13 protein-coding genes and 1 pseudogene are annotated in these 13,940 nt (G+C 66.5%); 10 read left to right on the plus strand and 4 right to left on the minus strand.

Annotated features, from left to right (window positions below):
- The first annotated feature begins 114 nt into the window (after nt 1-114).
- From LDJ84_RS24810 to LDJ84_RS24840, 7 genes and pseudogenes are all read left to right on the plus strand, one after another.
- Nucleotides 115-930, plus strand: a complete 816-nt coding sequence (locus tag LDJ84_RS24810; RefSeq protein ID WP_226045558.1) for a DUF975 family protein — start codon at nt 115-117, stop codon at nt 928-930.
- A gap of 107 nt (nt 931-1,037) precedes the next feature.
- Nucleotides 1,038-1,755 (plus strand): annotated as a pseudogene (locus tag LDJ84_RS24815) (RDD family protein).
- Nucleotides 1,752-2,738: a stage II sporulation protein M gene (locus tag LDJ84_RS24820; RefSeq protein WP_226045559.1), complete on the plus strand. Its 987-nt coding sequence runs from the start codon at nt 1,752-1,754 to the stop codon at nt 2,736-2,738. The pseudogene LDJ84_RS24815 and the gene LDJ84_RS24820 overlap by 4 nt, the downstream one beginning before the upstream one ends.
- Nucleotides 2,725-4,320 (plus strand): DUF4129 domain-containing protein, encoded by a 1,596-nt coding sequence (locus tag LDJ84_RS24825; protein ID WP_226045560.1) that lies wholly within the window; start codon nt 2,725-2,727, stop codon nt 4,318-4,320. Before LDJ84_RS24820 ends, LDJ84_RS24825 begins: the two co-directional genes overlap by 14 nt.
- On the plus strand, nt 4,317-5,606 hold the full coding sequence (locus LDJ84_RS24830) for a DUF4350 domain-containing protein (protein ID WP_226045561.1): 1,290 nt from the start codon (nt 4,317-4,319) through the stop codon (nt 5,604-5,606). Before LDJ84_RS24825 ends, LDJ84_RS24830 begins: the two co-directional genes overlap by 4 nt.
- Nucleotides 5,603-6,613, plus strand: coding sequence for an AAA family ATPase (locus LDJ84_RS24835; protein WP_038803565.1), 1,011 nt, complete (start codon nt 5,603-5,605; stop codon nt 6,611-6,613). The genes LDJ84_RS24830 and LDJ84_RS24835 overlap by 4 nt, the downstream gene beginning before the upstream one ends.
- Nucleotides 6,610-7,938, plus strand: a complete 1,329-nt coding sequence (locus LDJ84_RS24840) for a DUF58 domain-containing protein (RefSeq protein WP_084358727.1) — start codon at nt 6,610-6,612, stop codon at nt 7,936-7,938. Before LDJ84_RS24835 ends, LDJ84_RS24840 begins: the two co-directional genes overlap by 4 nt.
- Nucleotides 7,939-8,009: 71 nt before the next feature.
- Here LDJ84_RS24840 and LDJ84_RS24845 read toward each other — a convergent pair whose 3' ends face one another.
- From LDJ84_RS24845 to LDJ84_RS24855, 3 genes are all read right to left on the minus strand, one after another.
- On the minus strand, nt 8,010-8,369 hold the full coding sequence (locus LDJ84_RS24845; protein ID WP_024762632.1) for a PilZ domain-containing protein: 360 nt from the start codon (nt 8,367-8,369) through the stop codon (nt 8,010-8,012).
- Nucleotides 8,370-8,429: 60 nt separating this feature from the next.
- Nucleotides 8,430-8,852, minus strand: coding sequence for a DUF4124 domain-containing protein (locus tag LDJ84_RS24850; protein ID WP_024762631.1), 423 nt, complete (start codon nt 8,850-8,852; stop codon nt 8,430-8,432).
- 75 nt (nt 8,853-8,927) lie between these two features.
- Nucleotides 8,928-9,296 carry a lipoprotein gene (locus LDJ84_RS24855; RefSeq protein ID WP_024762630.1) on the minus strand — a complete coding sequence of 123 codons (369 nt, stop codon included), beginning with the start codon at nt 9,294-9,296 and terminating at the stop codon, nt 8,928-8,930.
- 99 nt (nt 9,297-9,395) lie between these two features.
- On the opposite strand from LDJ84_RS24855, the gene LDJ84_RS24860 reads away from it, so the two are divergent.
- The 3 genes from LDJ84_RS24860 to pyk all read left to right on the plus strand — a co-directional run bounded on the left by LDJ84_RS24860 (nt 9,396) and on the right by pyk (nt 12,749).
- Nucleotides 9,396-10,208, plus strand: coding sequence for a tetratricopeptide repeat protein (locus LDJ84_RS24860; RefSeq protein ID WP_024762629.1), 813 nt, complete (start codon nt 9,396-9,398; stop codon nt 10,206-10,208).
- 100 nt (nt 10,209-10,308) lie between these two features.
- A complete protein-coding gene (locus LDJ84_RS24865) occupies nt 10,309-11,217 on the plus strand; it encodes a universal stress protein (RefSeq protein ID WP_226045562.1) in 909 nt (302 codons plus the stop codon).
- 80 nt (nt 11,218-11,297) lie between these two features.
- The gene (pyk, locus tag LDJ84_RS24870) at nt 11,298-12,749 is read left to right on the plus strand and encodes a pyruvate kinase (protein ID WP_024762627.1); all 1,452 of its coding nucleotides are present in this window, start codon (nt 11,298-11,300) and stop codon (nt 12,747-12,749) included.
- A gap of 385 nt (nt 12,750-13,134) precedes the next feature.
- Here the strand turns inward: pyk and LDJ84_RS24875 are convergent, their stop codons facing one another.
- Nucleotides 13,135-13,908 carry an enoyl-CoA hydratase-related protein gene (locus LDJ84_RS24875; RefSeq protein WP_024762626.1) on the minus strand — a complete coding sequence of 258 codons (774 nt, stop codon included), beginning with the start codon at nt 13,906-13,908 and terminating at the stop codon, nt 13,135-13,137.
- Between the last annotated feature and the right edge of the window lie 32 nt (nt 13,909-13,940).

The following is a 13,940-nucleotide window of genomic DNA, read 5'->3' on the forward strand; positions in this document are numbered from 1 at the left end:
TCGCAGTCTAACAGTGCTGCCGACCACACTTCCAAAACGCCTCGCTGGCACCTAGCCAGCCCGCGCCTTTATGATGGCCGTCGCAAGGACACCCCACTGGAAAGGACTTTCCTCATGCAAGACCTCGCAGCACAAAATCCCTACAGCGCTCCACTGAGCAACCTCGAACCGAGCGCAGCCCAGGGCGCCGTTCCCTCCGTCGCCGAGGCGCTGAGCCGCGGTTACAACTTCAGCATCAACGAACTGCTGGGCGAATCCTGGCGCCGCACCAAAGGCACCAAGGGGCTGATCATTGGCGGCTTCGTGGTCTTCTATGCGGCGATCTTCGCCCTGGTCAACCTGCTCAGCCTGTTCCTCACCGTGGTCGGTGTCGCCGGCATCGCCGGGATGGGCCTGCTCGGCGATAGCGAAGCCGCCGGCGGCATGGCGGTCGGTGCGCTGGTGGCCTTCTTCATCGGCTCCATCGTCCTGAGCTTCGTCGCCACCGCCGTGTGCTACCCGCTGCTGGCGGGCGTGAACATGCTCGGTATCCGCCGCGCCGCCGACCAACCGCTGCGCTTCAACGAAGTCTTCAGCCACTTCGGCCGCACCTTCCAGGTGGTCGTCTGCGTGCTGCTCAGCACCCTCCTGATCTGCGTCGGCTACTTCCTCTTCGTGCTGCCGGGCATCTACCTGAGCATCGCCTACATGCTCGCCATCCCGCTGGTGGTCGAGCGCGGCCTGTCGCCCTGGGCGGCGCTGGAAGCCTCGCGCAAGGCCATCAGCCAGCACTGGTTCAAGGTCTTCGGCCTGCTGCTGGTGTTCGGCCTGCTGTTCATGCTCAGCACCCTGACCCTGGGTATCGCGCTGATCTGGGTGATGCCGTGGTTGATCGTCGCCATCGGCGTGCTGTATCGCACCATCTTCGGTGTGCTGCCACCGGCCAAGTGATCAATCCGGCCTGAGCCTGCCAGCGTGGTTGCCTCGCCGCACCGCGCTGGCTAGCATCTGGCTCTCAGCCATCGACAGCGGTTTCCCTTGAGCCCAGCAGACCTTTCATCCCAAGCGTCTTCCCATGCCCCCGTCCTGGACACCCGCTACCACGTGGAGACTCCGGAAGGCATCGATCTGCTGCTGCGTCCCGCCGGTGTCGTCCCCCGCGCCCTCGCCTACCTGATCGACCTGGGTATCCGCATCCTGCTGATGCTGGCGCTGTTCATGCTGCTGGCCTTCCTCGGCGAACTGGGCACCGGCCTCGGGCTGATCCTCACCTTCGTCATGACCTGGTGGTACATGGTGCTGTTCGAAGTGCTCAACCAGGGCCGCTCGCCCGGCAAGCAGATGATGGGCCTGCGCGTGGTACACGACGACGGCACGCCAATCGGCTGGTCCGCCTCGCTGCTGCGCAACCTGCTGCGCTTCGCCGATATCCTGCCGTTCGCCTACACGCTCGGGCTGCTCAGCTGCCTGTCCAACTCGGCCTTCAAGCGCCTGGGGGATCTCGCCGCCGGCACCCTGGTGATCTACCGCGACCCGCCGCCAAGCCGCCCGCAGGTGTCAGAGGCTGCGCCCGAACTGGCGCCCTGGCCGCTGAAGCTGGAAGAGCAACGCGCACTGATGAGCTTTGCCGAACGCGGCACGCAACTCTCCGCCGCCCGCCGCGAGGAACTGGCCGGCATTCTGGCGCAACCGCTGGGCATCGCCCCGGAACAGGCGGAGGCCCGCCTGAATCGCATCGCCAGCGGCCTGCTCGGTAACGGGACGGGCCACCCATGAAGCAGGCCTTCTTCGAACAACGCCACCAGGGCAGCTGGAAACGCTTCGCCAAGCGCCTGGAACAACTGGAAAGCGGCAAGCGCCAGGAACCGAGCGAGAAGCCCGACGAGTTCGCCGCCGATTACCGGCGTATCTGCCAGCAGCTCGCCCTGGCCCAGGAGCGCGGCTACAGCAGCCACCTGATCGACCAGTTGCAGCAGCTCGCCATGCGTGGCCACCAGCAGTTCTATCGGCACCGCAGCCATCTGGGCGCGCGCATCCTCGGTTTCCTGGTCGCCGGCTTTCCGCGCCTGGTGCGCGAGGAGTGGCGCTGCATCGCCATCGCCAGCCTGCTGTTCTACGGCAGCCTGCTGCTGATGGGCGTGCTCGTCTACCACTTCCCCGACCTGGTCTACAGCGTCATGGCACCGGAGCGAGTGGCCGAGATGGAGTCGATGTACTCGCCGGACACCACGCGCCTGGGCCCCATGAGCACGCGCGACGCCGGCGATGACTGGAAAATGTTCGGCCACTACATCATGAACAACATCGGCATCGCCTTTCAGACCTTTGCCAGCGGCCTGCTGTTCTGCGTCGGCAGCCTGTTCTTCCTGCTGTTCAACGGCCTGATCATCGGCACGGTGGCCGGCCACCTGACCCAGGTCGGCTACATCGAGACCTTCTGGTCCTTCGTCATTGGCCACGGTGCCTTCGAGCTGACCGCCATCACCTTCGCCGGCGGCGCTGGCCTCAAGCTCGGCTGGGCGCTGCTCGCCCCCGGCCGCCTGAGCCGCCTGGAAGCCCTGCGCCAGGCCGCCGCCCGCGCCGTGCAGTTGATCGGCGGGGTGATCCTGATGCTGCTGATCGCCGCTTTCGTCGAGGGCTACTGGTCCTCCGTCACGCATTTCTCCGCCACCGTGAAGTACATCGTCGGCGCCTGCCTGTGGCTGCTGGTGGGCAGCTACTTCCTCCTTGCCGGACGGAGGCGTCATGCGCCTGACTGACGCCAGCGTCGCCATTCGCCCGCGCAGCGCCTGGGAGGCACTGGACCTGGGCATTCTCCTGGCGCGCCGCCACGCCGGTGTGCTGATGGCCAGCTGGGCCATCGTCACGCTGCCGGTGTTCGTGCTGCTCTCCGTGCTGCTGTGGAACTACTCCAGCTGGGCGATACTGATCTTCTGGTGGCTCAAGCCCGCCTTCGAACGCCTGCCGCTGTACATCCTCTCGCGCTCGCTGTTCGGCGACACGCCGACGCTCAAGGAAGCGCTCAGGGCCTTCCCCGGACTGCTCAAGTCACAGCTGCTGCCCAGCCTGCTCTGGCGACGGCTGAGCCCGACCCGCAGTTTCGACCTGCCGGTGCTGCAGCTCGAAGGCCTCAAGGGCCAGGCTCGCAGCCAGCGCCTGGTGGTGCTCGGCCAGCGCAACGCGGGCGGGGCCACCTGGCTGACCATCGTCGGCATGCATTTCGAACTGGCGCTGTGGCTGGGCCTGACCACGCTGATGTACCTGATGCTGCCGAACCAGTGGGTGGAAGACTGGGAATGGAAGTCGCTGATCAGCGCCGCCGAAGGCGACTGGGTGTGGCTCGAGCACATCAGCAACCTGGTCTACGCCCTGCTACTGATTGTCTGGGAACCGGTGTACGTCGCCTGCGGCTTCACCCTTTACCTCAACCGCCGCACCGAACTGGAAGCCTGGGACATCGAACTGGTGTTCCGTCGCCTGCGCCAGCGCCTGATCGGCAGCGCCTATGCCCTCCTGCTGGTGGTGGCCGGCGCCTTCGCGCTACTGCCGGCCCATGACGCGCTGGCGGCCGGCGCGGAAGCGGGCGGCAAGGCCAGCCAGAGTTGCCCGTTGCCCGACCAGAACCCCGACGGCCCGCAGGGTGCGCGGCTGACCCAACAGAAACTCAACAGCGAGGACTCGCGCAGCGCCGCGGAAAGGATCCTCGCCGCGCCGCCCTTCAAGAACAGCGAGAAGGTCACCGGCTGGCGCCTGAGCGAAGACAAGAAAGAGGAAAAGCCGGCAGACCCGAATGACGCCAAACGCCTGAAGAGTTTCTTCGAAGCGCTGGAGAACTGGAAGGCCTTCAAGTTCGCCGCGCAGGGCATCGAGGTACTGCTCTGGGGCCTGTTGTTCACCGTCATCGCCCTGGTCATCTGGCGGTATCGGCAATGGCTGCGGTTGTTCGTCGGGCGCATCGGCCTGCCGCAGGCGCCGCGCCGCGAAGCCCCCAGCGTGCTGTTCGGGCTGGACCTGGCGCCGGAAACCCTGCCCAGTGACGTCGCCAGCGAGGCCGAGCACCTGTGGGACGAGCAACCACGCGCCGCCCTCGGCCTGCTCTATCGCGCCCTGCTCAGCCGCCTGCTGCACGATTTTCGCGTGCCCCTGCGCGAGTCCACCACCGAAGGGGAAGTCCTTGTACGCGTGGCCGACCTCAACGACCCGCCGCTGGACAATTTCGCCCGCAGCCTGACCCAGCAGTGGCAGGCGCTCGCTTACGGGCACCGCCCGCCGCGGGCCGAACTCAAGCAGCAGCTGTGCGGCGAATGGCGCCACCTGTTCGGTAACGAGGTGCGGGCATGAAGCGCGGCAACCTCGCCCTGCTGGTACTGCTCGTCCTGCTGGTGCTCGGCGGCATCGGCTACTACCTGTACCGCAACCTGGAGCCCTACACCGAGACCGTCGAGCACGGCGCCTCCCCGGAGGCCCGCGCCAACCCCTACCTTGCCGCCGAGATGTACCTGCGTGGCCGCGGCATCCGCGTCACCACCGCCCGCGGCATGGAAGTGCTGGACCAGCTGCCGAGCAAGGGCCAGACCCTGATCCTGCTGGGCACCCGCGAGAACGTCACGCCGACGCAGAACGCCCGCCTGCTCGACTGGGCCAGCCGCGGCGGCCACCTCATCGTCACCGCCGAAAGCCTGTGGGACGAGGATGAAGGCAAGAGTGGCGACCTGTTGCTGGATCAACTGGGCGTCCAGCAATTCCTCACGGCCGACCTGAAGGACAAGGAGGAGGAGAAATCCACTCAGTCCGACGAGCAGACTGCAGTCCCATCCGAGGACCGCGCGGACGACGATACCGGCAAGGCAGAAGTGGAACACGAGCACCCGGACCAGACCTCCGGCACTACCGACAAGGCCGATGCAGAAGCCGATCCCTACCCGAACCTGACCAAGCTCTACCTGGAGAACGAGAAGGCCCCGGCCTATATCGACTTCGACACCGACTATCACCTGTTCGATTCGAAGAACCTCGCCTACGCCTGGGCCAACAGCGCCGACTCCACCCACCTGCTGCAACTGCAGCGGGGCCAGGGCTTGATCACCGTGCTCACCGACAACTGGATCTGGCAGAACGGCGAACTCGACGCCTACGACAACGCCTGGCTGCTCTGGTACCTGGCCCAGGACAGCGCCGTTACCCTGGTCTACCGCGCCGACGGCACCAGCCTCATGACCCTGCTGATGCGCTATTTCCCGCAGGCACTGCTGGCTGCCGCCCTGTTGCTGGCACTGCTGCTCTGGCGCAATGGCCTGCGCCAGGGCCCGCAGCAGCCCAATCCGGACCGCAGCCGTCGGCAACTGGAAGAACACCTGCGCGCCGGCGCCGACTTCATCCTCCGCCAGCGCGGCCAGCTTGCCCTGCTGCAAGGCCTGCAACGAGATGTGATGCGCCGGGCGCGGCAGCGCCAGCCCGGCTTCGACCGCCTGCCGGTCGCCGAACAATGGCAAGCTCTGGGCCGCATGACGCGCATGTCGGTCAGCGCCATCAGCCAGGCCATGCGCCCCTATCCGCAACAGCGCATGACCGTCGCCGAATTCACCCGCCAGGTCGCGCACCTGCAAAGCCTCAGGAATGCCCTATGAGCGAACAGACGCCTGAACCCTCCAGCACCACCGCCCCCAATGCCGCCGCCCAGCGCCAGCGCGCCAGCCAGCTGGCCCAGGCGCTGCGCCACGAATTGCAGAAGGCCCTGATCGGCCAGCAGGCCGTAATCGACGACGTGCTCACCGCCCTGCTCGCCGGCGGCCATGTGCTCATCGAAGGTGTGCCCGGCCTGGGCAAGACGCTGCTGGTGCGCGCCCTCGCCCGCTGCTTCGACGGCGGCTTCGCGCGCATCCAGTTCACCCCCGACCTGATGCCCAGCGACGTCACCGGCCACGCCGTGTACGACCTCGCCACCGAGCAGTTCAAGCTGCGCAAGGGACCGGTGTTCACCCACCTGCTGCTGGCCGACGAAATCAACCGCGCCCCGGCCAAGACCCAGGCCGCGCTGCTGGAAGTGATGCAGGAGCGCCAGGTCACCCTCGAAGGCCGCGCCCTGCCGGTGCCGCAGCCGTTCATGGTGCTGGCCACGCAGAACCCCATCGAGCAGGAAGGCACCTACCCGCTGCCCGAAGCCGAGCTCGACCGCTTCATGCTCAAGCTGCGCATCGACTATCCGCTGGAGGCCGAGGAACAGACCCTGGTGCGCCAGGTCACCCGCTCGGCGCGCAGCGACATGCTCGACGTGGCGCCCATGCGCGCCCTGCTCAAGGACAAGGACGTGCTGGCGCTGCAGAAGATCGCTGCCGACCTGCCCATCGATGACCAAGTGCTCGACTACGCCGTGCGTATCGCCCGTACCACCCGCAACTGGCCGGGCCTGGCACTGGGCGCCGGCCCGCGTGCATCCATCGCCCTGGTGCGTTGCGCGCGAGCCCGCGCCCTGCTGCGCAGTGGCGACTTCGTGATTCCGGACGACGTGAAAGGCAGCGCCCTGGCCGTGCTGCGCCATCGCGTGCGCCTGTCGCCGGAACTGGAAATCGAAGGCCTGTCGGTGGACCAGGTGCTGCAACAACTGCTCGACCAGGTACCGGCGCCGCGCGTATGAAGCCATCGCGCGCGCTCCTCGCGTTGCTCGGCGCCCTGCTGGCGATTGCCATCGCCCTCGGCGCGGCCGAGGCCCTGGACTCGGGATCGGCACTGCTCGGCCGCCTCTGGTGGGGGGCGCTCTGCGCGCTCCTCCTGCTGGCGCTGGCCGATGCGCTCTGGCTGCGCCGCACGCCCTCGCCCGAGCTACGCCGCCAACTGAGCGGCAACCTGCCGCTGGGCCGCTGGAGCGAGATACGTCTGCAGTTCCATCACCGCTACGCCCAGCCACAACGCGTCACGGTGTTCGACCACCTGCCGGCCGGCATGGAGTTCGAATACCTGCCGCAGACCGTGGAACTGCTCCCCGGTGAACAGACTGAACTGGGCTACCGCGTGCGCCCGCTGTCCCGCGGGCATTTCGTCTTCCAGCGCTGCGAGATCGAGTTGTCCAGCCCACTGCGTCTGTGGAAGGGCCGGCGCTACCTGGAACAGCGCGACGAAACCCGCGTCTACCCGGACTTCGCCCGCCTCTACGGCGCCGAGCTGATGGCCGTGGACCACTGGCTCAACCGCATCGGCGTGCGCTCCGGGCAGCGGCGTGGCCTGGGCCTGGATTTCCACCAGTTGCGCGAGTTCCGCGACGGCGACACCCTGCGGCAGATCGACTGGAAGGCCACCGCACGCAAGCGCACGCCCATCGCCCGCGAATACCAGGACGAACGCGACCAGCAGATTCTCTTCCTGCTCGACTGCGGCCGGCGCATGCGCAGCCACGACGGCGACCTCTCGCACTTCGACCATTCGCTCAATGCCAGCCTGCTGCTGGCCTACGTCGCCCTGCGCCAGGGCGACGCCGTGGGCCTGATGACCTTCGCCGGCGATCAACCGCGCCACCTGCCGCCGGCCAAGGGCAGCGCCCAGCTCACCGCCCTGCTCAACAGCGTCTACGACCTGCGCAGCAGCCAGCGCCCGGCGGACTACCCGGCGGCCGTGCAAGCCGTGCTGACGCACCAGCGCCGCCGCGCGCTGGTGGTGATAGTGACCAACCTGCGCGACGAGGATGACGAGGAACTGGTGGCCGCGGTGAAGCGCCTCGGACGCCAGCACCGTGTGCTCGTCGCGAGCCTGCGCGAGGAAGTGCTGGACCGCCTGCGCCAGGCGCCGGTGGAAGGTTTCGAGGAAGCCCTGGCGTACTGCGGTGCGGTGGATTACCTGAACGCCCGCGCCGGCCTGCACGAAAAGCTGGCAGCCCATGGCGTACCGGTGCTCGACGCGCGGCCGAGCCAGCTGGGGCCGGAACTGATCAGCCGTTACCTGGGCTGGAAGAAGGCTGGCGCGCTGTAACAGCGCGCCACGACCGGACACCGACTCCCTGGCGTCCCACACCGAGCAGATCGGTCAGCGCGTCCTGCGCTTCAGACCGACTCCACCTGCCGGCGAAAACTGAAATAACGGCGCAGCGCGTCGACCAGTTCGACGTACTCCGTCGGCGCCGCCGCCAGGCTGAAGCCCGAATCGTAGTTGCCCGGATTGACGTCTTCGCGGCACCACTGGCAGGTGGCGGCGAACTCGATCAGCTGCAGCTTGCCGTCATGCCCCGGGATCTTCAGGCGCATTTCGAAGCGGCCACCCACCAGCATCGGCAGCTGGCTGATGAGGAGCAGCCCGTCCAGCGACACGTTGCCCAGGTAACCCATCGGTTTGTCGGTGATGCTGTTGAACACCTTCAGGTAGTAGGGCAGCTGATGGCGCTCGATATGTCGTTGATGACGCATAATGGCGTTTCGCTATGAGATATCGTCCAGTATGACGATGCTGCCCGCCGGGGGCCAGTCCTAACGACAACCTTCCGCCAGTCGTGCGCTAAGCGCCTGACGAGCGGCGTCGATCTGTGCATCGCTGTAGTAAGTCCTGTCGCCACTGCCGTCCTGCGAGAAGTAGCGCCCGCCATGACTGAGCGACTCCAGGTCATGACGCCACTTCGCACACTGCTGGTCCAGCTTGGCCTGCTGCTGCGCCGCCTGGCTCTGCGCGGCCGCGCTTTCATCTCGACGCGCATCGTAGAAGCGGCGGGTACGTTCCTCCCGCTCGCGGGTCGCCGCGTCACGTTCGACAACCTGCGGCTTGACCTCGACGCGTTGCGCCCCTGGCGGTGGTGTTTCGCTGAAGTGCACCTTTCCCTGAGCGTCGGTCCAGCGGTAGATATCCGCCGAAGCGAGCAGGGGGAAACACCAGGCGCAAAGCCACAGGGCGCGCATTCGTACCTCCTTGCACAAAGCACTCAAGAGATTAGCCAGCTAGCGGCCTGGCTCAAGTTCGCCACCGACCGGCGGTCAGGGGGTAGCCGGGTAGGTACGCGAATCGCCGGGCAGCCGACCGTTGAGACGCAGTGTCTCCAGGCGTGCCTTGGCCCGGTAAGCATACTCGCTGGTGGGGTAGCGGGCGATGATGAACTGGTAGGTCTGCGCCGCGTCGACGTAGAACTTCTCACGCTCCAGGCACTGCCCGCGCAGCATGGAGATTTCCGGCTGGATCCACGGCCGCGCGCGGGCCTTGCGCTCGGTCTCGGACAGCTCCAGTTGCACGCGCTGGCAGTCGCCGCTCTTGTACGCGCGGTAGGCGTTGTTCAGGTGATAGTTCATCGACCAGCTGGTGCAGCCGGTAACACTCAGCGCCAGCAGCGCGAGGAAAAGGGTTCGCATGGGCATATCCTCCGTAGGGAAGTGTATCGGCCCGTCTTGGCCGTACTGTAGCCCGCCACTAGACTCACGTGGACCTCGCCCTGGCGCAAAGGAGTTGCCATGCGTTTCGTCCATGCCCTGCCCCTCGTCATGCTGCTGCCCTGGCTCGCCGCCTGCGCCCCTACCACGCCGTTGTTCGTCGCGCAGATCACCACCGGTGAAGTCGCGGAGTACAAACAGCTCAAGAACAAGCGCATGACCGCCGCGGTGGAAGAAGAAGGCGACCTGCTGACCTACAGCGCCCAGGCCATCCGCGATGGCAAGAGCGCCGAGGCCGAAAAGCTCTACCTCACCGGCTACGACAACACCCGCTACAGCCCGGAAGTGCGGGCGATCGCCCTGTACCAGATCGGCCTGATCTACATGAGCCGCTACAACGACCAGCGCGATGACCAGAAGGCCATGGACTACTTCCAGCGCATCGACCGCGAGTTCCCCGGCACCCAGGCTGCCGAACATGCCGACGCGCGAGAGCTGATCATCCGCCAGCGCGCCAAGGACCCGGTGCAGAAAACCGCGAAGCAACTGTTGGCCGATTGGCAGCCGCAGTACAACCTGGACCTGAACAAGCCGACCCTCGATCCGGACATGACCCTGCTGTCACGCCGTGCCGTCCTCAAGGACCGTGTTGACGAGGCCGCGCAACTCTACCTGCTGGGCGCCAACGATCCAGCCATCCCGCCGGACATCCGCGAGAAGGCGCTGTACCAGCTGGGGTTGATGTACATGGCACAGGACAACCCCCACCCGGACCGCGAGAAGGCCATCGCCTACCTGCGCCGCCAGCTCGCCGAATTCCCCAACGGCGAGCTGGCCGACAAGGGCGCCCGCCATCTGGATCGTGCGCTGAACCAGACCTCGCCACGCAGTTGACGGCAAACCCGGCGCGCCGCTGAGCCACATCAAGGCGCACGGCAGGCGCCAGTGTCTACGCTTGCTCTGCATTGAGCGCAGAGCAAGCGAGGACTCCGCCATGAAGCTGCAGCACCTGCTCGTCATCATCGACCCGACCCGCGAGGACCAGCCCGCCCTCACCCGCGCCCGCTGGATCGCCCAGCGCTGCGGCGCGCGCCTGGAGCTGCTGGCCTGCGAATACAACCCGGCGCTGGACAACGCGCTGCTATTGGAGCGCGGCGACCTCGACGCCGCCCAGCGCAACCTGCTGGACGAACGCCTGGCCTGGCTGCAAGCGCTGGCCGAGCCGCTGCGCGACGGCGGCCTCGATGTGCACTGCCAGGTACGCTGGGGCAAGTCCCTGCACCACCAGGTCGTCCTCCACTGCGAGCAGACCACGCCCGACCTGATCCTCAAGTCCGCGCACCACCACAGCCTGCTCAAGCGCCTGTTCCTCACCAACAACGACTGGCAACTGATCCGCCACTGCCCGCAGCCGCTGTGGCTGGTGCAGCATGGCGAGTGGGCCGGCAGGAGCCTGTGCGCCGCCGTCGATCCGCTGCACAGCGGCGACGTCCCCGCCACGCTGGACCATCGACTGATCACGGTGGCCCGCGAACTGGAGCAGCGCCTGCAACTCGACGCCCATTACCTGCACGCCTACATGGCCCTGCCGCACACCCTCGCATTCAACGCCGAACTGTTGGCCGACTACGATAACTACGTACTGCGTACCGAGGCGCATCACCGCAAGGCCTTCGACGCCCTGCTGGCCAGTTATCCACAGATCGACCGCGCACGTACTCACCTGGGCCAAGGCTTCGCCGAGGAGCTAATCCCCACCTATGTAAAGGAGCACGGCATCGACCTGCTGCTGATGGGCGCTGTCGCCCGCGGCCAGCTCGACAACGCGCTGATCGGCCAGACCGCCGAGCGGGTCTTCGAGGAAGTCGAATGCGATCTGCTGGTGATCAGACCTGTCACCTGAAAGAGAGTAAGATGGCGCCCTGGCTGCCTCGGACCCGCTCGCGGGGCAACCTGACCGCTGCTTTCCCCTAGGAGTCCCGCATGTCCCTTCGCCGCACCAAGATCGTCGCCACCCTCGGCCCAGCCAGCAATTCCCCCGAAGTCCTGGAACAGCTGATCCTCGCCGGGATCGACGTCGCCCGCCTGAACTTCTCCCACGGAACTCCCGACGAACACCGCGCCCGCGCCCAGCTGGTACGCGATATCGCCGCCAAGCACGGCCGCTTCGTGGCGCTGCTGGGCGACCTGCAGGGTCCGAAGATCCGCATTGCCAAGTTCGCCAACAAGCGCATCGAACTGGCGGTCGGCGACACCTTCCGCTTCTCCACCAGCCACCCGCGCACCGACGGCAACCAGCAGGTCGTGGGCATCGACTACCCGGACCTGGTCAAGGACTGCGGCATCGGCGATGAGCTGCTGCTGGACGACGGCCGCGTGGTCATGGTGGTGAAGGAAGTGAAGGCAGACGAACTGGTCTGCGAAGTCCTGATCGGCGGCCCGCTGTCCGACCACAAGGGCATCAACCGTCGTGGCGGCGGCCTCACCGCGCCGGCCCTGACCGAAAAGGACAAGGCCGATATCAAGCTGGCCGCGAGCATGGACCTGGACTACGTCGCCGTGTCCTTCCCGCGTGACGCCAAGGACATGGAATACGCCCGCCGCCTGCTCACCGAAGCCGGTGGCACCGCCTGGCTGGTGGCCAAGATCGAGCGCGCCGAAGCCGTCGCCGACGACGAAGCCCTGGACGGCCTGATCCGCGCCAGCGACGCGGTGATGGTGGCCCGTGGCGACCTCGGCGTGGAAATCGGCGACGCCGAGCTGGTGGGCATCCAGAAGAAGATCATTCTGCACGCCCGCCGCTACAACAAGGCCGTGATCACCGCGACCCAGATGATGGAGTCGATGATCCACAACCCGATGCCGACCCGCGCGGAAGTCTCCGACGTGGCCAACGCCGTGCTCGACTATACCGACGCCGTGATGCTCTCCGCCGAATCCGCCGCCGGCGAGTACCCGGTGGAAGCGGTCAAGGCCATGGCACGCATCTGCGCTGGCGCCGAGAAGCACCCGACCACCAAGAAGTCCAGCCACCGCATCGGCCAGACCTTCGAGCGCTGCGACGAAAGCATCGCCCTGGCGGCCATGTACACCGCCAACCACTTCCCGGGCATCAAGGCGATCATCTGCCTGACCGAAAGCGGCTACACCCCGCTGATCATGTCGCGTATCCGCTCCTCGGTACCGATCTTTGCCTACTCCCCGCACCGCGAAACCCAGGCTCGCGTGGCGCTGTTCCGTGGCGTGGAAACCATCCCGTTCGACCCGGCCGCCCTGCCGCCGGAGCGCGTCAGCCAGGAAGCCGTCGACGCGCTGCTGCAGCGTGGCGTAGTGACCAAGGGTGACTGGGTGATCCTGACCAAGGGCGACAGCTACACCGCCCAGGGCGGCACCAACACCATGAAGGTGCTGCACGTGGGCGACCTGCTGGTCTGACCCTGCGTCAGCAACAAAAAGGCCGCCCTCGGGGCGGCCTTTTCATTTCCGTTGCAGGGACCTTGTTGGAGCGAGTTTGCCCGCGAACCAGGATCGCAGCAGGGGCTTGTTCGCGAGCAAGCACTGGGCGTTCCCCTCGGTCCTACGAAGAGCAAAAGCTCGCGCTGCTCAATTCCTGTCCAATCCGCGCCAAGGCCTATGGCGCCTGGCTTGCAGCGGTTGCATCAGAGCTTATCCACAACGCCTTCCACATCTACTGTGGGCAACCTGCACGGCATCGCTCAAATACCGCTCAATCCCCTGCAGGCCATGCGCGGCGTGGGTTCTGCAGGTTGCCCCAGAGCTTATCCACAACGCGTTCCACAGATTGTGTGGGCAACCTGCCTCAGAGGAACTTAGAGAAATCCGGCTGGCGGCGCTGGGTGAAGGCGCTCAGCGCTTCGTGGGCTTCCGGGGAGTGCAGGCGCTGCACGAAGTGCTGCCCCTCCTCCGCCACCACGCGGCGCAATTGCTCGATGAAAGGCGCTTTCAGCAGGCGCTTGCTCAGCGCCACCGCCGCCGGAGGCAGTTGCTGGAAGGCCTGGCAGACCTCGCGGGCACGCTGCAGCGCAGCCGCGCCATCGTTCAGCGCCTCATTGGCAATGCCGTAGGCCACGGCCTGCTCGCCGGTAAAACCTTCTCCGCGCAGCAACAGGCTGGAAGCCTTCACCGGGCCGACCAGGCGCGGCACCAGGAAGCTGGAGCCGAACTCCGGGCACAGGCCGAGGTTGACGAAGGGCATCTTCAGCTTGGCGCCTTTAGCGATGAATACCTGGTCGCAGTGCAGCAGCAGCGTGGTGCCGATACCCACGGCCGGGCCAGCGACGGCAGCGACCACCGGCTTGGTGAACTCCATCAGCGCGCGCATGAAGCGGAACACCGCACTGTCCGGGCCGCTCGGCGGCTCCTGGAGGAAGTCGACGATGTCGTTGCCGCTGGTGAAACACTCGGCGTTGCCGGTGATCAGCACCACACGCACCGAACGATCCTCCTGCGCCGCTTCCAGGGCATCGGCGAGCCCCGCATACATGGTGCGGGTCAGCGCGTTCATCTTGTCCGGACGGTTCAGGCGCAGGGTCAGCAGGCCCTCTTCGCGCTCGACGAGAATCTGTTCGCTCATGGCAAGTCCTTGTTGTTTTTGAGTGGAGCGAC

Origin of the sequence: Pseudomonas sp. HS-18 (assembly GCF_020401845.1) — a bacterium.
Classification (GTDB): Bacteria; Pseudomonadota; Gammaproteobacteria; order Pseudomonadales; family Pseudomonadaceae; genus Pseudomonas; species Pseudomonas nitroreducens.

What these genes read in the sequence shown, in the direction of transcription:
- LDJ84_RS24810 (WP_226045558.1), top strand. Translation starts at nt 115, where the DNA reads ATGCAAGACCTCGCAGCACAAAATCCCTACAGCGCTCCACTGAGCAAC.
- LDJ84_RS24820 (WP_226045559.1), top strand. Translation starts at nt 1,752, where the DNA reads ATGAAGCAGGCCTTCTTCGAACAACGCCACCAGGGCAGCTGGAAACGC.
- LDJ84_RS24825 (WP_226045560.1), top strand. Translation starts at nt 2,725, where the DNA reads ATGCGCCTGACTGACGCCAGCGTCGCCATTCGCCCGCGCAGCGCCTGG.
- LDJ84_RS24830 (WP_226045561.1), top strand. Translation starts at nt 4,317, where the DNA reads ATGAAGCGCGGCAACCTCGCCCTGCTGGTACTGCTCGTCCTGCTGGTG.
- LDJ84_RS24835 (WP_038803565.1), top strand. Translation starts at nt 5,603, where the DNA reads ATGAGCGAACAGACGCCTGAACCCTCCAGCACCACCGCCCCCAATGCC.
- LDJ84_RS24840 (WP_084358727.1), top strand. Translation starts at nt 6,610, where the DNA reads ATGAAGCCATCGCGCGCGCTCCTCGCGTTGCTCGGCGCCCTGCTGGCG.
- LDJ84_RS24845 (WP_024762632.1), bottom strand. Translation starts at nt 8,369, where the DNA reads ATGCGTCATCAACGACATATCGAGCGCCATCAGCTGCCCTACTACCTG.
- LDJ84_RS24850 (WP_024762631.1), bottom strand. Translation starts at nt 8,852, where the DNA reads ATGCGCGCCCTGTGGCTTTGCGCCTGGTGTTTCCCCCTGCTCGCTTCG.
- LDJ84_RS24855 (WP_024762630.1), bottom strand. Translation starts at nt 9,296, where the DNA reads ATGCGAACCCTTTTCCTCGCGCTGCTGGCGCTGAGTGTTACCGGCTGC.
- LDJ84_RS24860 (WP_024762629.1), top strand. Translation starts at nt 9,396, where the DNA reads ATGCGTTTCGTCCATGCCCTGCCCCTCGTCATGCTGCTGCCCTGGCTC.
- LDJ84_RS24865 (WP_226045562.1), top strand. Translation starts at nt 10,309, where the DNA reads ATGAAGCTGCAGCACCTGCTCGTCATCATCGACCCGACCCGCGAGGAC.
- pyk (WP_024762627.1), top strand. Translation starts at nt 11,298, where the DNA reads ATGTCCCTTCGCCGCACCAAGATCGTCGCCACCCTCGGCCCAGCCAGC.
- LDJ84_RS24875 (WP_024762626.1), bottom strand. Translation starts at nt 13,908, where the DNA reads ATGAGCGAACAGATTCTCGTCGAGCGCGAAGAGGGCCTGCTGACCCTG.